17 protein-coding genes and 1 pseudogene are annotated in these 20,154 nt (G+C 47.1%); 13 read left to right on the top strand and 5 right to left on the bottom strand.

The features are described from left to right. Nucleotides 1-79 precede the first annotated feature (79 nt). Entirely contained in the window at nt 80-1,600 is a 1,521-nt protein-coding gene (locus tag LEPBO_RS42355; RefSeq protein ID WP_017288414.1) for an N-acetylmuramidase domain-containing protein, read from the bottom strand. A gap of 163 nt (nt 1,601-1,763) precedes the next feature. Between LEPBO_RS42355 and proB the strand changes: the two genes are divergently transcribed. Next, the gene (gene proB / locus LEPBO_RS0115075) at nt 1,764-2,867 is read left to right on the top strand and encodes a glutamate 5-kinase (protein WP_017288413.1); all 1,104 of its coding nucleotides are present in this window, start codon (nt 1,764-1,766) and stop codon (nt 2,865-2,867) included. A 53-nt stretch (nt 2,868-2,920) separates the two neighbouring features. Continuing rightward, the gene (locus LEPBO_RS0115070; protein ID WP_239741175.1) at nt 2,921-3,697 is read left to right on the top strand and encodes a WecB/TagA/CpsF family glycosyltransferase; all 777 of its coding nucleotides are present in this window, start codon (nt 2,921-2,923) and stop codon (nt 3,695-3,697) included. Between the two features lie 157 nt (nt 3,698-3,854). Here the strand turns inward: LEPBO_RS0115070 and LEPBO_RS0115065 are convergent, their stop codons facing one another. Further along, nucleotides 3,855-5,285 carry a coiled-coil domain-containing protein gene (locus LEPBO_RS0115065; RefSeq protein WP_017288411.1) on the bottom strand — a complete coding sequence of 477 codons (1,431 nt, stop codon included), beginning with the start codon at nt 5,283-5,285 and terminating at the stop codon, nt 3,855-3,857. Between the two features lie 243 nt (nt 5,286-5,528). On the opposite strand from LEPBO_RS0115065, the gene pyrR reads away from it, so the two are divergent. The 3 genes from pyrR (at nt 5,529) to LEPBO_RS0115050 (ending at nt 8,788) form a co-directional block, all read left to right on the top strand. Continuing rightward, the gene (pyrR, locus tag LEPBO_RS0115060) at nt 5,529-6,065 is read left to right on the top strand and encodes a bifunctional pyr operon transcriptional regulator/uracil phosphoribosyltransferase PyrR (protein WP_017288410.1); all 537 of its coding nucleotides are present in this window, start codon (nt 5,529-5,531) and stop codon (nt 6,063-6,065) included. 2 nt (nt 6,066-6,067) lie between these two features. Next, nucleotides 6,068-7,102: a type 2 isopentenyl-diphosphate Delta-isomerase gene (gene fni, locus LEPBO_RS0115055; RefSeq protein WP_017288409.1), complete on the top strand. Its 1,035-nt coding sequence runs from the start codon at nt 6,068-6,070 to the stop codon at nt 7,100-7,102. Between the two features lie 192 nt (nt 7,103-7,294). Then, nucleotides 7,295-8,788, top strand: a complete 1,494-nt coding sequence (locus LEPBO_RS0115050) for a NupC/NupG family nucleoside CNT transporter (RefSeq protein ID WP_017288408.1) — start codon at nt 7,295-7,297, stop codon at nt 8,786-8,788. Here LEPBO_RS0115050 and LEPBO_RS0115045 read toward each other — a convergent pair. Beyond that, complete coding sequence (locus LEPBO_RS0115045) at nt 8,775-9,365, bottom strand: Uma2 family endonuclease (protein ID WP_017288407.1); 591 nt, start codon at nt 9,363-9,365, stop codon at nt 8,775-8,777. The two genes, LEPBO_RS0115050 and LEPBO_RS0115045, sit on opposite strands and share 14 nt — an antisense overlap. 101 nt (nt 9,366-9,466) lie before the next feature. Between LEPBO_RS0115045 and LEPBO_RS0115040 the strand changes: the two genes are divergently transcribed. The 4 genes from LEPBO_RS0115040 (at nt 9,467) to LEPBO_RS0115025 (ending at nt 13,769) form a co-directional block, all read left to right on the top strand. Then, complete coding sequence (locus LEPBO_RS0115040) at nt 9,467-11,092, top strand: DUF2079 domain-containing protein (RefSeq protein ID WP_017288406.1); 1,626 nt, start codon at nt 9,467-9,469, stop codon at nt 11,090-11,092. Between the two features lie 121 nt (nt 11,093-11,213). Then, the gene (locus LEPBO_RS0115035) at nt 11,214-12,821 is read left to right on the top strand and encodes a DUF3352 domain-containing protein (protein WP_017288405.1); all 1,608 of its coding nucleotides are present in this window, start codon (nt 11,214-11,216) and stop codon (nt 12,819-12,821) included. Between the two features lie 87 nt (nt 12,822-12,908). Continuing rightward, complete coding sequence (locus LEPBO_RS0115030; RefSeq protein ID WP_017288404.1) at nt 12,909-13,082, top strand: 50S ribosomal protein L32; 174 nt, start codon at nt 12,909-12,911, stop codon at nt 13,080-13,082. Nucleotides 13,083-13,169: 87 nt separating this feature from the next. Continuing rightward, nucleotides 13,170-13,769 (top strand): sulfite oxidase-like oxidoreductase, encoded by a 600-nt coding sequence (locus LEPBO_RS0115025; protein WP_017288403.1) that lies wholly within the window; start codon nt 13,170-13,172, stop codon nt 13,767-13,769. A 44-nt stretch (nt 13,770-13,813) separates the two neighbouring features. Here the strand turns inward: LEPBO_RS0115025 and LEPBO_RS40090 are convergent, their stop codons facing one another. Then, nucleotides 13,814-14,185: a hypothetical protein gene (locus LEPBO_RS40090; RefSeq protein ID WP_051077798.1), complete on the bottom strand. Its 372-nt coding sequence runs from the start codon at nt 14,183-14,185 to the stop codon at nt 13,814-13,816. A gap of 267 nt (nt 14,186-14,452) precedes the next feature. Between LEPBO_RS40090 and folD the strand changes: the two genes are divergently transcribed. The 4 genes and pseudogenes from folD to LEPBO_RS45330 form a co-directional block, all read left to right on the top strand. After that, nucleotides 14,453-15,331: a bifunctional methylenetetrahydrofolate dehydrogenase/methenyltetrahydrofolate cyclohydrolase FolD gene (gene folD, locus LEPBO_RS0115015; RefSeq protein WP_017288401.1), complete on the top strand. Its 879-nt coding sequence runs from the start codon at nt 14,453-14,455 to the stop codon at nt 15,329-15,331. Between the two features lie 48 nt (nt 15,332-15,379). Then, nucleotides 15,380-16,303, top strand: a complete 924-nt coding sequence (gene crtE / locus LEPBO_RS0115010) for a geranylgeranyl diphosphate synthase CrtE (RefSeq protein ID WP_017288400.1) — start codon at nt 15,380-15,382, stop codon at nt 16,301-16,303. Nucleotides 16,304-16,332: 29 nt separating this feature from the next. Continuing rightward, nucleotides 16,333-16,833, top strand: coding sequence for a divergent PAP2 family protein (locus LEPBO_RS0115005; protein WP_017288399.1), 501 nt, complete (start codon nt 16,333-16,335; stop codon nt 16,831-16,833). Between the two features lie 128 nt (nt 16,834-16,961). After that, nucleotides 16,962-17,171: pseudogene (locus LEPBO_RS45330) on the top strand (hypothetical protein); the annotation flags it as partial. Between the two features lie 160 nt (nt 17,172-17,331). On the opposite strand, the gene LEPBO_RS40085 reads toward LEPBO_RS45330, so the two are convergent. Continuing rightward, on the bottom strand, nt 17,332-19,716 hold the full coding sequence (locus LEPBO_RS40085) for a toll/interleukin-1 receptor domain-containing protein (protein ID WP_017288397.1): 2,385 nt from the start codon (nt 19,714-19,716) through the stop codon (nt 17,332-17,334). Nucleotides 19,717-20,154: the final 438 nt, after the last annotated feature.

Here is a 20,154-nt window from a genome sequence, read left to right as displayed (position 1 = left end):
ATTGCGAAACCCAATTTTGAAACCACATCAGCCCAGTGAATTCCATACACCAGGCTCGATATGGTTTGAATCTGCACACCTAAGCAACATTTGACCAACGACTGTACGCATCGGCAAGCTTTTCATCGTAGCGATTCACACGATAGCTCTCGCCATTGTAGCGAAGCGCAAATCCTGCCCAATCGCGGTTAATCAAAAAGCGATCGAGACGATTGCTCTTGATGAAATTGAACATTGCCGCAAGCTGCTTTCCTTCACTCTCATGCATATCTCGCACAAACGATTCAGCATCCCGATAGCCCGCTGCACTATGATTGAATCCCATGATTTGCCCCAGTCCCCAAGAAGCAGACATCAAAGCCGCATTCCGATTCAAATTCACTGCTTTATACAATCGATCCCATTCACCTGCACCCCCAATATAGAGACTACGGTTCCAAACTGGGCTAGAAATATCACCATTGCTATTATCAAAGCGCCCATTGGTAAATTCTGAGAACCAATGCGCCTCAAATAGAATCTTCGGTCTACCATCCCGCAAGAATCCAGACCCTGCGGCTTCAACTTCGACAACCGCTCTCACGGCTGCAACCTCACAGCCAATCGATCTGGCAACATCTTGAAAATCTTTCGATTGTAGCGATCGCACTGGACGGACAACCCCAATCTGAGGAATCGCAGGCTCCAACAACATCAAAGCTGCTTGCGGTGAAAGCTCATCGGCTTGAAAGCCATAAACTCTAGTAAACCCGGCATAAGCCGTTTGCGTTCTGCCTCCCCAGAGTCCATCGATCGATCCAGGCTGGTGCCCCATTGCATCTAATCCTTGTTGCATCTGACGAACCAAGCGAGCATCTGTGCTGATTCGATTCAATTGCCAAATCCAAACATCATTAGCAATGGGACGTAGTCCAGTCGGTAAAGCTTGAGTTGCTGGAGCAAAGCGAGGAGACGAACTAGGAGTTGGAGTTGGAGTCGGGGTCGGAGCAGGGGTTGGGGTCGGAGTCGGGGTTGGGGTCGGTTGTTGAACTGAGGTCGGAGTCGGAGTTGGGGTCGGAGCAGGCGTGGGGGTCGGAGCAGGCGTGGGGGTCGGAGCAGGCGTGGGGGTCGGAGTTGGAAGAGATTGACGTCCTAGTAGCAACTGGGCAGCACGAGGAGTCACTTCGGTCGCTCTAAGCTGAGCACGGGTTGCAAAAGCAGCATAAGCTGCTTGAGTACGACTGCCCCAGATTCCATCAATGGGTCCAGGTTGAAAGCCTAAATTTGTCAAGCGCTGTTGAAGCTCTCTGACGATTGTTTGTACATTTTGAATCGTCGATAGTGCGATCGTCACTGTCCCTGATGCAATGTTATTTAGGGTATTGATGCCGAGTAAGACTTGAGCCGCACGCGGGCTGATTGCAGTGGTTGGGAACTGGTTGCGAGTCGCGAAAGCAGCATAAGCCGCCTGCGTACGACTGCCCCAAATTCCATCGACAGGACCCGGTTGAAAACCTAATGCAATCAGGCGTTGCTGAAGTTCTCGTGTCAAAGTCTGATTGGTCTGAACAGTCGTCAAATTAATAGTTGCGGTTCCTGATGCAATGCTGTTAAGGTTCATATCTCTCACCCACGCACGTTTGGCAGTCTAAATTGTAGGCATGTTTGCCCTTTATTCTTTAGAAGATCCTACGTATTTTCCAGAATTGTGAAATATTTTGTCACATCTTAATCGGTGAAACCGTTTGATAGGATATTTGAGCGGTTTTAGGTCTTTCGCGCTCATGTCTCAAACGATCGTGGTGAAAATTGGAACGTCGAGTCTAACCACTCCGGATTCGGGGATGTTAGCACTATCTACGATCGCGTCTTTGGTCGAAGTGCTCAGCCAACTCCGCGCTCAAGGAAATCAAGTGGTTTTAGTCTCGTCTGGTGCAGTAGGAGTAGGCTGTGCGCGGCTGGGTTTGGTCGAACGTCCGAAATCGATGGCAAAAAAGCAAGCCGTTGCAGCAGTTGGGCAAGGGCGATTGATGCGAATTTATGATGATTTTTTCACTGCATTACAGCAACCGATCGCTCAAGTGTTGCTGACTCGCGGCGATTTGATTCAACGCAATCGCTATATCAATGTGTTGCATACCTTCCAAGAACTGCTAAAGCTTGATGTCATTCCGATCGTCAATGAAAATGATACTGTGTCCGTCGATGAGTTGAAGTTTGGGGATAACGATACGTTGTCGGCTCTCGTTGCCAGTGTGGTCGATGCGGATTGGTTGTTTTTGTTAACCGATGTCGATCGCTTGTATTCTGCTGATCCGCGTAGTAACCCCAATGCTCAACCGATTACGATCGTCAAAAATCTCGATGAACTCGCAGAAGTCCAAACTGGAAGCTCTGGAACGCAATGGGGCACAGGGGGCATGGTGACGAAGATCCAAGCGGCTCGCATTGCAACCGGAGCAGGAGTGAGAACGGTGATTACTCAAGGTCGCACGCCGCAGAATTTGAGCAAGATACTATCAGGTGAGTTAATTGGGACGCAGTTTGAACCGCAGCCCCGCCCATTTAATGCGCGTCAGCGTTGGATTGCTCATGGATTGGTGCCGACGGGGCAAATTTACTTAGATGAGGGTGCTGTTAGAGCGATTCGTAGCAGTGGTCGATCGCTATTAGCTGCCGGAATTGTGCAGATTGAAGGAGCATTTGAAAGTCAGGAGGCAGTGAAATTGTGCGATCGGACTGGGCAAGAAATTGCGAGAGGGATTGTCAATTACAGTCATGACGAACTCGAAAAAATTCGCGGACGTCAATCCGATGAAATTCCTGAAATTCTAGGCTATGCCGGGGAAGAAACCGTTGTACATCGCGATAATTTAGTCCTGTCGTAAGGCACAATTCCTGGTACAATTCTGTCCCTGAACACCTAATGTGTGAGGATCGCGTGTCGAACATTCCCTATTCATCGGATATCTTGCAGCCTGTCTCGGTTTTGGGCTTGCCGATGCACCTTGCTCAGGATTATCCGCACTGGATTATGCATCGTTTAGAACAGGGTTTGGGATGTCATGTCATTACACTGAATGCAGAAATGACAATGCAAGCAGAGGAGACTCCAGTACTTGCACATATTATTCATCAAGCAGAATTAGTCATTCCAGATGGTTCGGGGATTGTCTTCTACATGCGAATTCATGGCAAGCGGGTGCAGCGAATGCCAGGGATTGAACTTGCGCAGACGTTGCTAGAGAGATCGACGCAATTTGGCGAACCCTGGTCAATTTTCTTTTTCGGGGGTGCACCAGGAGTAGCCGATACCGCAGCAGAACATTGGCAAAAAAAAGTACCCGAAATCTCGATCGTGGGAACGCAAAATGGCTATTTACAGCCAGAAAATGAGCGGGAATTTCTCGATCGCTTGAAAATGCTACAACCGCGCTTAATTTATGTCGGGTTAGGTGTGCCCCGTCAGGAGCTATGGATTTCCCAACATCGCCACATTTGCCCAAATTCGGTCTGGATTGGGGTAGGAGGGAGTTTTGACGTGTGGGCAGGAACGAAAGAGCGCGCGCCTCAGTGGTTCTGCGATAACCATTTGGAATGGCTGTATCGGCTGTATCAAGAACCTTGGCGATGGAAGCGGATGATGGCTTTACCAAAGTTTGCAGCGAGAGCGATCGTTTATCGCTTGACAAAGCGAAATCCGGTGAGTGAGCTTTAAGCCGGAGTAAGGAGATGGGGAAATGAGGAGAACCCAAACTCAGATTGCTCTCTATCTCCCTATCCGATTGCTGGCGCTGAACTACTCATAACAAAACCTCGCAGCGCTTTTCCAAGTTGGAGAGCTACTGCAAGGCATAATTGTTGAGATCTAAATCCTATTTTTTCGGGAAAGTTGGCAGTTCAACTGCTGCTAAAGAGTCGAGTTTCTTTTGCGATCGCTGAGGATACACGACAGGCGAAGGGCTTTCTCCCACAGGTGGGAGATCCTCATCCGGTTCATCCCGTCGAATTCGATCATTCACACCCAATGTAATAAACGGAGAAGCAGCCGGAACAGTTGGCTCAATTGTAGGTGGCAAAGCGAGAGTCGGACTTGCTGCTACTTCCTCGACTGGTTCAATGGCAGGCATCGAATCAATGTCGATCGCAGGTTCACTGACTACAAAATTCTCAGGTTCTGTTTGCACCGCAGTCGGCTCAAACAGATGAATATCGTGATGGACTGACGGGGATTCTTCCGTTGATCGTTTGATCGTATAGCTCAATGGTGGGCTAATCACGATCGGTTCAGGAAGCTCAACCTGAGTGTCATCTACATCTACATCTAGAGACACTGGCTCAACTTCTGGTGCAATCTCATCTGAAATTTCTGGCTCAAACAAAATGTCATCATCTGGTGCAGTCGCCCAAGCGGCTGGAGTCAGTTCAGGTTCGTTCCAGCTTGTCGTACTATCGAGCGTCGTAGACCAAGGTTGAACTGGCTGCGCTTTGACAAAACCAACTGGCTCAGTATGACATTCACTCTGTGAAATCGCTTGATCCACAGACTCTTCAATCTTCTGAGTTGCGGACACGTCCAAGCATTTTTCTAAAGCAGCCTTGAATTGCAGCGTGTATTGCTGCTGGCGATGCAAGCGCGATCGCAAATCCCGACACGCTGCCTCAGATTGGCGCAATTGCTGGATTTGCTCGTCATATTGCTGCTTGGTTAACGCACAATCTCGCTCTAACTGGGCAACTTGAGCCTGACTCGCTTCAAGCTGAGCGGTCAAAGTCTCGATTAAAATCTGCTGTTTTTGATGCACTTGATGCGCTTGATCCAAATTCTGAGCCAGCTGCTTCACTTCCAGTTGAACTGCATTGATCGCCTCAACTTGTTCCGAAAGCTGTGCTTCTTGATCTTGCAATCTTTGGCGCGACGCATCTAGGGCTTGACGCTGTTTGGCAATCATCACCGTTTGCTGCTGAGAAAGCTGAGCTTCTTTGAGCGCTCGCTGTTCTGCCTCTGCTTGCTGGGTACTCAACTGAGTTTCTAAGCGCTTCGTCTCAGAGCGCAAGGTGGCATGAGCTTCACCCAACGCAAACTCCAACTCCGCAGCCCGCGATCGCAGACGTTGATTTTGCTGCTCTAAATCCTTGACCCGAATGCCAATTTGAGTCGGTTCAGGCGTTGGTTCAGGCGCAGCTTCTGGAATGCTATCGAGGTCGATCGCATTCGGAAAGTTAACAGTTGTCCAACCCGACTCCTGAGTTGAAGGAGCTTCGATCGAATCAGCGGAAGAATTGGGAATTTCAGATTCACTCATGGGATAACCTGCAGGACGTAATCAGCTCAGCTCAGCAGAGGAGTTTAACGTTCAAGGACGTTTAATGATACTTAGTTATAGCGACAGTTCATCAGAATTGAACGTTTTCTTCTAAATTTCTGTCACACCCTCACATCACAGCTTAATTTATCAACCTTTAGAGAAAAGAATCAATGTCTTGAGGCATTGTAATTGCTGATTTTTCGTCATGTAAACTATGGCTATCCCTTTTGACGATCGCTCATGCCTCTAGAACAGATTGAAATTTTATCGACTGAAGAAGTGCGCCGAACCGTGAATCGCCTTGCTTCAGAGATTGTAGAGCGATCGGGTGATTTGTCCAAGTTAGTCTTACTGGGAATCTATACGCGCGGTGTTCCCTTGGCAAAAACGCTGTGCGAACAAATTCAAATCTTAGAGAAAATTGAGGTTCCCCTAGGCGCGATCGACATTACCTTTTACCGAGATGACCTCGACACAATCGGTGTTCGCACCCCTGCAAAAACGGACATTCCCTTCGATCTCACGGGTAAAACGGTTGTTTTAATCGACGATGTGATTTACAAAGGACGCACAATCCGCGCGGCATTAGATGCAGTCAATGACTACGGACGACCCGAAGTGATTCGATTAGCCGTATTAATCGATCGCGGACATCGAGAAGTCCCCATTCACCCAGATTACATTGGAAAACAGCTACCCACGGCGAAAGAAGAAAAAGTCAAAGTCTATCTGCAAGAAATCGATGGACGAGACGGTGTTGAACTTATCAAAGGATAAAAATGGACGGAGCGATCGAAACTCAAAACCGCAAAGCAGACCATCTCAAAGTTTGCTTAGAAGATGATGTGCAATGTCGTGAAGCAACCACGGGATTGGAAAATTATCACTTTACACACTGCTGTTTGCCCGAACTCGATCGCGCTGAAATTGATATCAGCACTCGGTTCTTCAATAAATGCCTGAGTGCGCCGATTCTGATTTCCTCAATGACCGGGGGCACAGATTTAGCGAAGACTATTAATTACCGACTTGCTGCGATCGCACAAGAATATCGGCTGGCAATGGGAGTCGGTTCGCAGCGAGTCGCGATCGAAAATCCAGCCGTTGCAGATTCGTTTAAAATTCGCTCGATCGCTCCAGATGCCTTGCTGTTTGCGAATCTTGGTGCAGTGCAGTTGAACTATACCTATGGAGTTGAGCAGTGTTTACGCGCGATCGATCTTCTAGAAGCCGATGCATTGATTTTGCATTTAAATCCTTTGCAAGAAGCGGTGCAAACCCGTGGGGATCAAAATTTTCGAGGCTTATTCGACAAAATTGCTCAGCTTTGTGAAACGCTGCCTGTGCCTGTCATTGCCAAAGAAGTTGGCAATGGGATTTCCCAGAAAATGGCAGAAAAACTGATTCAAATCGGTGTCAGTGCAATCGATGTCGCTGGAGCCGGAGGAACCTCTTGGGCAAAAGTCGAAAGCGGTCGCGCTCAAGATCCAATCCAACGACGATTAGGCTTAACCTTTGCCGATTGGGGCATTCCGACAGCCGACTGCATTACACAAATTCGGCAAGTCGCGCCAACGATTCCCTTAATTGCCTCTGGGGGATTGCGAAATGGGTTAGATGTCGCAAAAGCGATCGCACTCGGCGCAGATCTCGGCGGCTTAGCCCTACCATTTTTACAAGCAGCGAATGACTCAGAAGCAGCGCTGCATCTGCTCGTCGAAATCCTTGAAGCAGAAATTACAACGGTACTCTTTTGTACCGGAACGCGCGATTTGAACGAATTAAAGCGATCGGGCGTATTGGAGAAGCGCTGAGAAACTGAGTCGTTACTGCATTTATTTTGCAAAACGGGAGAATATGGAGAACCCACACCCAGACTGCTCCCCCACTCCCCACTTCTTATTCAGTTGCCTACTAACCAAGGAAAAAATTGCGCCGAACTGAGAAATCTTAGCTATCTTTCTAGGGGCACTTGTAATGTGCGATTTATTACCCAGCCTCTACCCATGAGCTTACTCAACCTCGTCTCTTTTCTTGGTATTTTCGGCTTATGCATCATCGCATGGCTCTTCTCGGAAAATCGCAGTCTTAAAGTGTTTCCCTGGAGAGTCGTTGCGACTGGAATCTTACTGCAATTGGTTTTGGGTGCATTCGTCTTCATCGTGCCAGGAACCCGTGATGCGCTTCAGATTTTCAGCAATTTGCTCGATAGCGTCTTTACTGCGGCAGACACGGGGGCGCGTTTTGTCTTTGGGCGCAACATCGTTCCTGCTCCTGGATCTCCACCCGACGTAAATTTGGGATATATTTTTGCCTTTCGGGCTTTGCCAACTGTGATCTTTTTCTCAGGCTTGATGGCACTCCTGCAAAATCTAGGTGTCATTCAAATCGTCACCAACGCATTCGCGAAAGTGTTCTATCTCACCATGCGGTTGAGTGGAGCAGAATCACTCAGTGGAGCAGCCAACATTTTTGTTGGAATTGAAGCCGCGATCGTCGTTAAGCCTTACTTACCCAAAATGACCCGCAGTGAACTCTGTGCCATTTTGGCGTGCTGTTTTGGGACGGCTGCTTCCTCGACCTTAGCCATCTATGTCAGTTTCTTACGTCCTGTGTTTCCCAATATTTTGGGGCACTTGGTTTCTGCCTCGATTATTGCGATTCCAGCTTGCTTTGTACTGTCAAAGATTCTGGTGCCAGAAACTGAAAAGCCTTTGACGATGGGTGGAATTCCCAAAGAAGAGAAGAAATGGTTGGCAGAAGACGGAGAAATGCTCGAAGAGGTCGCTCTAGCTGAACCGATCGAGAAAGCTAGCCCTTTAGATGCAGCGATCATCGGCTCATTGGATGGGGTAAAAATGGCGGTGTCGATCGCGGCGGTGTTGATCTTGATTCTGGGTTTAGTCTCATTGATCAATCAAATCTTTGCTGGATTAGCCACGATACCGGGTCCAATTGGCAGTACTTTCCAAGTCGTGACACTGGCAAATATTGCAGGGGTGATCTTCTTGCCATTTACGCTCCTGACTGGGGTTTCATTAGAGTGGAATGAGCTTTGGGAATCTTCGGTCATCATTGGTCGGCGTTTGCTCGAAACCGCAATTCCGCCTTATCAAGCATTAGCAGCAGCAGCAGCAAGACCCGAAAATCCGATCAGCGATCGAGCCGTTCTAATTGTCAGCTATGCGCTCTCAGGATTTGCTCACTTAGCATCCGTGGGAATTTTTGTGGGTGGAACAATCGCTCTCATTCCTTCTCGCCGCAAAGACATTTCTGAATTGGGCTGGAAAGCACTATTTGTCGGCACATTAGCCACAATGATGATTGCCTGTGTCGCAGGTGTATTTGATACGGGAGGCGCGGGCATTCTAGGCGAGAAGGCTCCGATTGTCGCCCCTAGTCCACAGCCAAGCGTTTTGCCAGTTCCGGCAACTCCACAGTCGGTGAAAGTTTCTCCGAAACCTACAAAATCGCCACAACCGAGTTCTACTCCTCGCTAAAAACTTGAGCAGCAGTAAAGTCGAGATTGGGAAAAGTGGGAGAGAAAATGAGTTCATGATTTGCAAAAATGCCGAACGTAACGTAGTCGCGATCGCGCAATTCTAGAACCGTAATCGAACGAGTTTGAGGATCAAGAATCCAATATTCAGGAATTCCGCGCTCAGCATACTGGGCGCGTTTTCTGTTGAAATCTCGATCGCGGTTTTGACTTCCCGGACTGATCACTTCTGCGACTAACTGTGGAGGTGGCATATCTGCTTTTATCGTTAACCGAGTTTTCGTAAGCGCGATATGTTCTGGGCGCAAAATGACAACATCCGGATACCGATTTGCAGCATCCTTTTTTTCTAAAACAGGGACTTGAATCTCACACTGATGAATGCGAACCCATCGACGAGGGAGGAGCGCAGCGAATAAATCTCGCAAATTCAAAGCGAAGAAGTTATTCTCTTCTGATTCGGGTGGCACTTGGACGAGTTCTCCATCGATCAATTCGTAGCGTCCTTCGAGTTCGAGATCATCGCCCGCTGCAAAATATTCCTCAAAGCTAGAGAATCGCAGTTTCGCCTGAGTCATGTTCTGCTGCCTCTTATCAGACCGTGCGTTGATTATATCAAAAGGTGTTTGAGACTTCGGAATGCTATAGTTTTTCCTGATCTCAAGTGTGTTTGAACGTGATGAACTTCTCTACAGCATTAAAAGCGATCGTGCCCAGTCAAGATCAAGTTGGCTTGCGTCGCGCCTGGTATTGCGCGATCGTCTTTTTTACCATCACATTGATCATCTCAATCAATCGCTATTTCACGTTCTATACCTCTTACGACCAAGGACTTTTCAACCAAGTCTTCTGGAATAACCTGCACGGGCGTTGGTTTGAGAGTTCACTCACCTCTGGAAATTCCGTTGCTACGATTCAAGATGGCGTTACTCCAACCGTATCTTTTGTCCATTTAGGACAGCATCTTGTTTTAGATTTTCTACTCTGGTTGCCCTTATATGCGCTCTTTCCTCACCCTCTGACCTTGAGCTTTTTGCAAGTTGCTTTAATGACTGTGGGTGGCTTAATGCTTTATGCGTTGGCACGACATTACCTTGCACCGCAGCTATCTGTTTGGATTACTGCAAGTTACTACAGCGCGATCGCAGTTGCAGGTTCTACGATCGCAAACTTCTACGAACACTGTCAAATTCCACTGTTTGCTTTTGGGACATTACTCGCATTAGAAAAAAAGCAATGGGTCTGGTTCTGGATCTGTGTTGTTCTAGTCTTAGGCGTTCGCGAAGAAGCAGGCATTATTCTCTTCGGGATTGGAGTGTATCTCTTACTGAGCCGTCGGCATCCCTGGATTGGTTTAGCACTCTGCATTCTCAGTTTTAGCTATGTTGCTTTTGTCACTAACTTTGTACAGCCGAGATTTTCAACTGATGTCTCTCGACTCTATTTAGCGGCTCGCTTCAGGCAGTTTGTAAATAGCGACAATCCAACGACATTACAAGTTTTATGGGGAATGATCACCCATCCCGCTGAACTTGCAGAAAGTTTATTCACCCCGGTCGATCGCCGAATTAACTATCTGGCAAGTCAATGGCTCTCATTAGCATTTGTTCCTGCTGTCTCAGGAGCCGCTTGGACAGTCTCAGGCTTTCCTTTGATCTCACTGTTTGCACAATCTGGGGTGACTGCTTTAGCAGTCAACATTCGCTACGCAGTTGCAGTCGTTCCAGGTGTGTTTTACGGTGCAATTCTCTGGTGGTCACGCAATCCTCAGAAATTCACACCCAAGTTTCGCCGCTGGTGGAAAGTTGCCATGATTCTGTCTGTACTGTTCATGCTGAGCGGCAATCCCCATCGAACTTTTTCGTTCATGATTCCCGATTCGTTTCGTCCTTGGGTGTTTGTTCCCCTAACCCGCCAATGGGAACATGCAGGTCATATTTACAACGTGATTCGCAATGTTCCAAAAGATGCCAGCGTGACGACGACAACGCACTTAATTCCACAGCTTTCGACTCGACGCGCGATCGTGCGATTACCCCTGATCGAAATTTATGACGATCGCAATCAGAAAGTACAACTCGAATACGCGATCGCGGATTTGTGGCAGCTCAAAGAATACAGCAAAGCCTTCAAAGACAGCCAGTTCTACCTCACGAAAACGCTGCCGCTGCTTGAAAAACTCGTGAATGAAAAACAATATGGCGTATTGCAAGTCGAAGACGGCGTTGTGATGATTGCAAAGGGTCAACCTTCTAATCCAGCCATGCTCGCAGAGTGGCAGAAACTTGCCGCCAGCCTGAAATAAGTTGATTGCTTCGGTGAGCGGGAATTCTAAAAGGATTCACCTCGACATCATTTTGCCCGCCCGGATTCATCCCAAACTGAGGTGAAGTTCACCGTAGCGATAACAATTTTGAGGAACGCTCATGGCTTTAAAAAAGCTCATTCTACCTGGTCTGGCTGTAGTCGCTCTCGTGGGGGGTGCTGCAGGCTTCTTTTTTCTCAATCGCACATCTTCTGATAAAACCACACCTTTAGCGATCGCCAAAGTGCTTCCCGATGAAGCGTACATGGCGACCTTCGTTTCAACCGATGAGAAGACTTGGGAAAAGCTGAAAAAGTTCGGTACGCCCGCCGCTCAAAAAGCGATCGAACAAAACCTGCAAAAAATGCAGCAAGACATGATGAGCGATGCCAAGCTTGATTTCGACAAGGATATCAAACCTTGGATGGGCAACATGATGATTGCCGTCATGCCCAGCAGCAAGCGAGAAGACGCCGAAGTCGTTGCCGTGATCGGCATCAAAGACAAAATGAGTGCCTTGAGTTTCGCCAACAAAGTGAAGAGCGACTCCAAAGCCAAAACCACCGAAACCGAATACCAAGGAGTCAAAATCTTTGAAACCTTGCCGGAGAAGAGTAAAACACCTTACTACACCGCTGTTCTCAACGACGCTTACCTTGTCATCGCAAGCAATCGCGCTGGCATTGAGCAATCAATCGAGGCAACCAAAGGCAACCCCTCTTTCGCAACCAATCCCGAAACGGCAACGCAACTCGCTCAACCAGACGCTGGAGAAGCAGTGATTGCCCGTGTTTATATGCCTATTCCTGCGATCGCGAAAGCAATGAGCGCTGATCCCAAAATGGATGCGACAGCGATCGAATCTCTAAAAAGTCTGCAATCGGTAACAGGCACACTCAGCATCGCCGATGTCGGATTGCGCTTCAAAGGAGAAGTCAAAGTTGATCCCAAAATCGCGATCGACTTCAAACCTTCGGCAGGAAAAGCCGCGGCTCTTTTCCCCGCTGACACGTTTGCTTTAATCTCTGGCTCGAATCTCAATTCTTACTGGAATCAAGTGACCGAGCAGTCACAAAACAATGAGGAGGCTAAAAGAATCGTCGATTTGATGCGAGGCAGCAGTCAGATGATCGGGCTTGACCTCGACAAAGACATTTTTGGTTGGATGACCGGCGACTTCGCGATCGGACTGATGCCGATGAACCAAGGCATGATGGCGGATTTGGGATTTGGTCAAGCCCTTGTATTTCAAACCAGCGATCGCAAAACTGCCGAATCGACTTTAGGCAAGTTGGATACTTTGGCGAAAAACCAATCTTTGTCGATCGCGCAACGCGATGTAAATGGCAAAAAAGTCACCGAGTGGCAAACTCCTCAAGGTGCGCTGTTAGGACATGGCTGGATCAACGACGATACGCTATTTATTGCCACGGGTGAACCGCTCGTTTCTTCTTTCTCAAGCCAAGCGAATCCGGCACTCGAAAGCAGCGATGGCTTCAAAAGCGTGATGGCGGCTTTGCCAAAGCAGAATACGGGTTATTTCTACATGGATGTCGAGAAAATGACCGCCTTGATGACTAAGTTCACTCAGGGAACCCAAGCCGCCCAACTCGACCCGGAAGCCCGCGCCTTCTTGGAGTCCGTGCGCAGCATCGGCAGTACGACTAGCCAAATTGACCGAACCACCAGCCAAGTTGAAGCCGTCCTGGCATTGAAACCAGCGAAATAGAGTGGATGCAAATTTCTGGAGTCGATCGACTCCGGAAATTGCGATCCTGCCGTAGAATAGGAAGGCTGTTTAAACTCCGAGCCGATCATGGCACAACCTAAGAAGAAAACCTCAAGTGCAAAGCGTGACCAGCGCAAAGCAACCTGGAAACGTAAAGCAAACCTGCAAGCACAACGCGCTTTGTCCCTCGGCAAGTCAATTTTGACCGGACGTGCGAAAGGCTTCGTCTATCCAACTGACGAAGAAACTGACGAAGAATAACGAGAATGCGTGATTCCGACGCAATGAAGAGTCACGCATTTCTGATTCTGATCCTATGATTTAGGGTAATGATTAGGAGTCAGAATCATGATAGGTAAGTATTTCAAAAAACCAGGCAGCGAACATGGCGATCGCGTTCCTCCAGGTCAAAGACTCGCTTCAGGATTTCCCGTCTTGACTTATGGAGAGACCCCAATTGTCGATCGTGCAGACTGGCAGTTTCGAGTCTGGGGATTGGCAAAAGAAAAGACTTTTTCTTGGGATGATTTTATGGCACTGCCGCAAAGTGAATTTACGGCAGATTTTCACTGTGTCACCACTTGGTCAAAACTCGATGTGAAGTGGGTTGGCGTAAAAGTCACAGATTTTATGAATGCGATCGAGGTTGATCCCAAAGCAGTGCATATCATGGAACACTGCTACGGAGGCTACACCACAAATATTTCGATCGATGATTTCGTCCGCGAAGAAAATTTCTTCGCTCACACCTTATTTGGCGAACCCTTACCCGCAGATCATGGCGGCCCGATGCGTACCGTTGTTCCCCATTTATATGCCTGGAAAAGCGCTAAATGGATTAATGGTCTAGAGTTTCTTCCGAAAGAAGATCTCGGATTCTGGGAACGCAATGGGTATCACCATCGGGGCGATCCCTGGAAAGAGGAACGGTATAGTGGCAGGTTTTGATGAACGTGAGGAGTGGGGAGTAGGGAATAGACTCCCCACCCTCTCTACTGCTGCTCAATATAAACCGAACTCTGATCCTTCCCCCCAATCTCGATCTTCTGAAACTTCACCCTACCTTGCACACTCACCCGGCTTCCGGTTGCAGGCACAGTTCGATCGCTCACCACCCAAACACTGCCCGTCTCATCCTGCACCTCATACGCTCGCTGTCCGCCCATGAGCGGAGCCTGCGCCTTAATTTGACCCTGTACTTGCACCACGCGATCGCGTTTCTGACTCACCTGATTCGCTTTTACCTGCTCTCCAGGCTCAAGCACCGATAACACGTTATTTGACGTAGACGGCAAATCTGGCGAAGTCGTACACCCGATTGCACTCACACACAACAGCACAACTCCAATCCGTGAGAAACCCATAAGTCACCCGCCCTTTCCTGAGAAAACTACGCGATAGCACCCTACCGACTCGTCATTTCACTTCGAGAGCAACCTTCCCCGCAAAAACTCAATTCACCCAAGAATGCGTGAATCTGCGAAACTAATGTAAAGTCACTATCTATCCAATGCAAAAAGCTTCCTCATCATCGGGAAGTTCAAATCAAACCTTTATCAACCTGAGATGTTACGTCTCACATTTTGTCCGATCTTTTTAGTTTTTAGTCAACTTTTTTCACGTCTTCACGTATGTCTTCGATCGCGCAACTCCTCGACGGAAAAGCCCTTGCTCAAAAAATGCAGACTGAACTCGCTACACAAGTTCAGTCTTTGACTCCCCAATATGGTCGTCCTCCCGGTTTAGCTGTGCTGATGGTCGGAGATAATCCCGCCAGTGCCGCTTACGTGCGTAACAAAGAAAAAGCCTGTGCTGCAGTAGGGATCGCTTCATTTGGAAAACATTTTCCTAACGAAGCCACCCAAGCCGAAGTTGCGGACATGATTGCACAACTCAACGCAGACGATCGAGTAGACGGCATTCTCGTTCAACTCCCACTCCCCGATCATCTCGATAGCGTCGCCCTGCTCAATCAGATTCATCCAGACAAAGATGCTGATGGCTTGCATCCGATGAATTTAGGGCGGTTGGTGAGAACAGAGCCAGGATTGAGAAGTTGCACCCCTTACGGAGTGATGCGGCTTTTAGAAGCCTATAACCTTGATCCCGCAGGCAAAACAGCAGTTGTCGTCGGGCGCAGCATTCTCGTAGGTAAACCGATCGCATTGATGCTGCTCGATGCCAATGCCACTGTCACGATCGCGCATTCTCGCACTCCGAATCTCGCAGAAGTCACTCGCAGCGCTGACATTCTCGTTGCCGCAGTCGGTCGTCCCAACTTAATCACGGCAGACATGGTCAAACCGGGCGCGATCGTCGTGGATGTCGGGATCAACCGCATCACTGATGAAACCACAGGAAAAAGCCGACTTGTCGGAGATGTAGACTTTAATGCGGTACAATCCGTGGCGGAATATCTTACTCCTGTTCCAGGTGGAGTAGGTGCGATGACTGTCACCATGTTGTTGCACAATACAGTATGGAGCTATCAACAGCGCTTCCAAAAATAAAGCAACTTCAAATTGACATCACGAATTTAGGCTTAGGAGGATACGGGAATGGTCGCGACCGGGACAACTCAATCGAATCAAGCAGCGCAATTCGATTTAAAGGGCTATTTATCAGTAAAACAGCAACAAGTTGAAGCTGCTCTCGATCGAGCCTTTCCCGTCGTCTATCCCGATAAGATTTATGAAGCGATGCGCTATTCCCTCTTCGCAGGGGGAAAACGGCTGCGTCCTGTCCTCTGTCTCGCTGCCTGTGATCTGTTTAATGGCACACCAGAGATGTCTATTCCGACTGCCTGCGCGCTGGAGATGATCCACACGATGTCGCTGATTCACGACGATTTGCCTGCGATGGACAACGACGATTACCGTCGCGGCAAACTCACCAATCACAAATTTTATGGAGAAGCGGTTGCGATTCTAGCGGGTGACGGATTACTTGCCTATGCCTTTGAGCACATTGTGGAAGAAACTCGCAATGTCAGCGCCGATCGCTTATTAAAAGTGATTTCTCGCCTGGGTCGTGCGGCGGGTGCGGCTGGACTCGTTGGCGGTCAAGTGGTCGATCTCGAATGCGAAGGCGTAAAAGACATTACCCTTGATACACTGAACTTTATTCACACGCACAAGACGGCGGCATTGCTTGAAGCCTCCGTCGTCAGTGGCGGTATTTTGGCAGGCGGGTCGGAGTCTGATCTGCAACGTCTCAGCCGTTACTCTCAAGCGATCGGATTAGCGTTCCAGATTGTTGATGACTTACTCGATATCACTTCGACTCAAGAAGAATTGGGTAAGAGCATCGGCAAAGATGCGAATGTTGAGAAAGCGACTTACCCCCGCCTCTTAGGCATGGAAGAATCGAAACGTCAGGCTCAACAACTCATTGAGCAGGCGAAAGCTGAGGTCGCTGGATTTGGTGAACAAGCGCTGCCACTTATGGCGATCGCTGATTACATCACTGCCCGCAAAAACTAACTCTACCTATCCCTCTATCCCCCCACCGTATGCAGGACTTTGCTGGAATTTTGGATAACGAAGTGCTGCTCTTAGCGCTCGTTGCCTGTTTGATTGCTCAAGCCACTAAGCTCGTGATCGAACTGATTGTCAATCACAAAGTCAATTTTCGGGTGTTAGTCGAAACCGGTGGAATGCCCAGTTCGCATTCGGCTTTAGTTACAGCGTTGGCAACGGGTGTGGGCATGGTCGATGGCTGGAGTAGTACGCAATTTGCGATCGCAACGATCGTGGCGTTTGTGGTCATGTACGATTCGCAGGGTGTAAGACAGGCGGCTGGAAAACAGGCGAAAATTCTCAATCAAATCATGGATGAATTTTTTACAGGCGACCATCATTTCAATGAAGACCGCCTGAAAGAATTGCTTGGACATACGCCTGTGCAAGTGATTGCGGGATCACTGCTCGGAGTCGTCGTGTGTGTGATTGGCGAATGGTGGTTAGGAGGAAGCTGGCGATCAGTGTTTGCTCAAATTGCAGGGGTGCATTGATGTCGATAACTGCTATTCATCACATTTCTCAAAGTTTTAAGGTCGGCAAACCAGAGAGTTACAACACAAGTTTTATCATTTGTGTTCAGCTTAGGTTGACTGAATATATTTGATCGACGCTTAAACAAGCCGGATACAACATCTTAGAAGACGGCACATTTTACGGCAGTATTCCAAAATTCAAAGGCGTATGGGCGAATGTAGAAATCTTGAGCCAATATCAAGAAGAATTGCAAAACACCTTGGAGGATGGGATTGTTCTGGGCTTACATCATCAGCACTGCATTCTGCCGATCACCGACATTGACATTAATCTAGAAACTCCTGAGGTTACTTAATGACAGTCCTTAGACCCTATGATTGAAGTTCTTTGAGTACGATCCAAAGCCTTTTGATGGTTTTCTGAATTGCCTTATTGCTGATGGAGACAAGTGACTTTTTAGAAATCAGTGATCGCCTGTCGCTTTCCCTAGCAAGCAAAAATTCTAGATAAGTTCACTATAGTCCCAAGTATCCCTCGATGATTTCTACAAGTGTTGCAAATACTTCCTCTTGCTCATTGTAATTCATTGATGTTAGAGCCTTTGAAGGGGAATTAGCAGATTGAATTTCAGAAATATTTTTTGGTAATCTACAAGGGCTAAGAATAACAGGAATTATAACTGTGCCTTCATCACTAGCAGCAGCCAGCAGTGGAGGCAACTCATTACTTACAATGAAGTCTGAAGCAAGAAAGTTCGCACTAACAAGAAGTAACGCGATTTTAGCTGAGCCTAAAGCCTGCTCTATCTCCTGTTTCCAATATGAGCCAGCCTTGATTTTTCTGTCACTCCATATATCAATAAGTCCCTCTCTTTCTAGCGGCTTTAAATGAGTGAGAAGACGACCAAGAAAGTCTAGTTTAGCTTCATCACTATGGCTATAACTTACAAAGACTTTATCACGAGCTGAAGATCGAATCTTATTAGCCATTTGTATTAGTCCATCTGTAGAAAGTTGACGGAGATAGAAAGTTAGCTGAGGATCATCAATTACAAGAGTCATATCGTCCTGATTAAAACATATAAATTTGCTGATATGAGGAGATTTTTTGTATAGATTTGGTAGATAGTTCAAAGCTAAGAAATTGCCAATCGCCTTCTCTAGACTAAGACGAGAATCCCTTAACTGATGCAGTGATAGAACCCCATTATCATTAGCTGCTAACTCTTCTAGAATTGTTACGGAAGTGGAGTCATTATGTCCTCCCAACAATACAAACTGACGAACTGGATCATTAAATTTAGGTTCTATGTCCTCCATAACGCGGGAAAGGGATTCATCCAGATCAGAAGTGATGATCTGAGTGGTTGACTGCGTTGTTTCAATTCCCGCTAACAGAGCTATATAATAACAGAGTAGTTGGGCTACATTAAGACTTCCATTAGCTTTTGCAATGATTTCTAGCTTTTGAGAAAATACAATATTTAGGGCATCTTCACCTTTTTTAATCATGTTTTCGATTGTTTTATCTCCCACCCTGCCTAATGGAAATCTTTTGACGCGCAAGGCAAGATCGAATGAAAAGTTAATTAGCCGCTTCGCCGTTTCAGGAATACCTATAACTACCAGTTGTCTATCAATAAATTCATTGTCAGCTAAATACTTCAAATAATCTGAAATTAACAAGCATGTATTTGCATCAAGGCGGTGTAAATCATCAATTACAACAAGCCCCTGATGCCATCTTCTTATTCCTTTAATTTGGTTAACATGGTCAGGATTTCGGGCGCTTAAAAATTTGGGTTCTGATGAGAAATCAACTTGGTCGAGAGCCTTTCGTAACGCCGTTGTTTTTCCTATACCTGATGCCCCTTCAAGAACAATTCCAGCACTAGACTGCGTTAGAACAAGTTTGATTTCAGAAAATCGTTCAGGCTCAACAAATGTAACCGTGGGGACACCCGAAGCCTTGAAAACTTCACCTAATCGGTACACGGTAGGGTTTGGAGTAATAGTTGGTAGTATTTCAGAGTTCGAAGGTTTGCCCTTCTCTTCAGTTTCTTGCTGAAATTGTTGTTCCATTTGTCTTGGAATCTCAAGATATTGCTCTGTCGTAACACTCTTCTCTTCTGACGAAGAGAGAATTTGTTCAATTTCAGATAACTGGCTCTCCAAGCGTTCTAACTTTTTTTGTTCCGCTTGAATTCTTTTTTCTAATTGAAACTTCATAAGTACATTCGTCTCAATAGCTCGAGATTGACGTAGTGCTCCTACTTTTTCGATTTCTGTACTCCACTCTGCATGTAACTTAGTCAATCTCGTCTCTAAAAGTCTTCTAGAGTTTTCTGCTAAGGGAGTACCATCTGCTTGGTCAATTAAAAGATGCGTATCAGCAGAATCTCGTGCAAACATCCTTTGAGAATCAGACATGCTTTGAGATTTTCTGGCTTGTAGAAGCGTTTTGATTGTTATGCGAATTCCTTGTATTACATCAAAGAATGCATCATCTTGATTTGACCAACTCGTAATCGGTCTTGCATTCTTCGGTAATGCCTGAAGCTGTGCAAACGGTGCACCTTGCCAATTCGCATGACGCAGTATCACAGGGATCACACATGCCTCTCCTGATTCATGCCGCTGTAACGCTTTCTCTATCTCAATGCCCCAGCAATAATCAGATGCTAAGAAATCTGAACTCACCATTAGCAGAATAATGTCGGCTGAACTCAATGAAGCATCAATCTCTCGACTCCACTCACTTCCTGGCGTAATCATACGAGCGTGCCACTCCGAGACTAGACCTTGACGGTGTAAATTGCTCAGGTGCTTCAGTAGTTGATGTATAAGCTCCTCATCTCGATGTGAGTAGGAAATGAAAACTTTAATTGGCTTGTCAGTCATAGCGCTTGCGTGACAATTCACACATCAGTTTAACGAAGAAAAAACTGAGATGGGAGAACCGATTCGGCTAAATTAATAAGCCACAGGCACATAAGCCTAACTGTCAAGATCTCAAGGAATTTCCTATAATTTATGAATCGGCCAACCAAGAACAAAACAGCTTAAGTTCTTCACGGGTGAAGAAGTTGCGATCACTCAAGAGAGACTACTCAATCTTACGAAGCCCTAAATTTGTGGAACTGCATAGATATCAAGCTTTATAATCAACTCTAATCCTCGATCTAGAGATTTAGGATCTGAAACAAATCGCGATCATCCTTGCCTTGCCAGTCAGCATTCATCTGCTCCATAACTTTCACAGGATAAGATTGTTCAAAAAGCTCCTGCATATTTGACCCAAGGATTTTCGGACTAAGTGAGTGAAGCATCGGGAAGTGC

This window comes from Leptolyngbya boryana PCC 6306, from assembly GCF_000353285.1.
GTDB classification, from domain to species: Bacteria; Cyanobacteriota; Cyanobacteriia; order Leptolyngbyales; family Leptolyngbyaceae; genus Leptolyngbya; species Leptolyngbya boryana.
This window is presented reverse-complemented; position numbering and strand designations above follow the sequence as displayed.

What these genes read in the sequence shown, in the direction of transcription:
- LEPBO_RS40085 (WP_017288397.1), bottom strand. Translation starts at nt 19,716, where the DNA reads ATGACTGACAAGCCAATTAAAGTTTTCATTTCCTACTCACATCGAGAT.
- LEPBO_RS0115030 (WP_017288404.1), top strand. Translation starts at nt 12,909, where the DNA reads ATGGCACAACCTAAGAAGAAAACCTCAAGTGCAAAGCGTGACCAGCGC.
- pyrR (WP_017288410.1), top strand. Translation starts at nt 5,529, where the DNA reads ATGCCTCTAGAACAGATTGAAATTTTATCGACTGAAGAAGTGCGCCGA.
- LEPBO_RS0115025 (WP_017288403.1), top strand. Translation starts at nt 13,170, where the DNA reads ATGATAGGTAAGTATTTCAAAAAACCAGGCAGCGAACATGGCGATCGC.
- LEPBO_RS0115050 (WP_017288408.1), top strand. Translation starts at nt 7,295, where the DNA reads ATGAGCTTACTCAACCTCGTCTCTTTTCTTGGTATTTTCGGCTTATGC.
- LEPBO_RS0115045 (WP_017288407.1), bottom strand. Translation starts at nt 9,365, where the DNA reads ATGACTCAGGCGAAACTGCGATTCTCTAGCTTTGAGGAATATTTTGCA.
- LEPBO_RS42355 (WP_017288414.1), bottom strand. Translation starts at nt 1,600, where the DNA reads ATGAACCTTAACAGCATTGCATCAGGAACCGCAACTATTAATTTGACG.
- crtE (WP_017288400.1), top strand. Translation starts at nt 15,380, where the DNA reads ATGGTCGCGACCGGGACAACTCAATCGAATCAAGCAGCGCAATTCGAT.
- folD (WP_017288401.1), top strand. Translation starts at nt 14,453, where the DNA reads ATGTCTTCGATCGCGCAACTCCTCGACGGAAAAGCCCTTGCTCAAAAA.
- LEPBO_RS0115065 (WP_017288411.1), bottom strand. Translation starts at nt 5,285, where the DNA reads ATGAGTGAATCTGAAATTCCCAATTCTTCCGCTGATTCGATCGAAGCT.
- LEPBO_RS0115035 (WP_017288405.1), top strand. Translation starts at nt 11,214, where the DNA reads ATGGCTTTAAAAAAGCTCATTCTACCTGGTCTGGCTGTAGTCGCTCTC.
- LEPBO_RS40090 (WP_051077798.1), bottom strand. Translation starts at nt 14,185, where the DNA reads ATGGGTTTCTCACGGATTGGAGTTGTGCTGTTGTGTGTGAGTGCAATC.
- fni (WP_017288409.1), top strand. Translation starts at nt 6,068, where the DNA reads ATGGACGGAGCGATCGAAACTCAAAACCGCAAAGCAGACCATCTCAAA.
- LEPBO_RS0115040 (WP_017288406.1), top strand. Translation starts at nt 9,467, where the DNA reads ATGAACTTCTCTACAGCATTAAAAGCGATCGTGCCCAGTCAAGATCAA.
- LEPBO_RS0115005 (WP_017288399.1), top strand. Translation starts at nt 16,333, where the DNA reads ATGCAGGACTTTGCTGGAATTTTGGATAACGAAGTGCTGCTCTTAGCG.
- proB (WP_017288413.1), top strand. Translation starts at nt 1,764, where the DNA reads ATGTCTCAAACGATCGTGGTGAAAATTGGAACGTCGAGTCTAACCACT.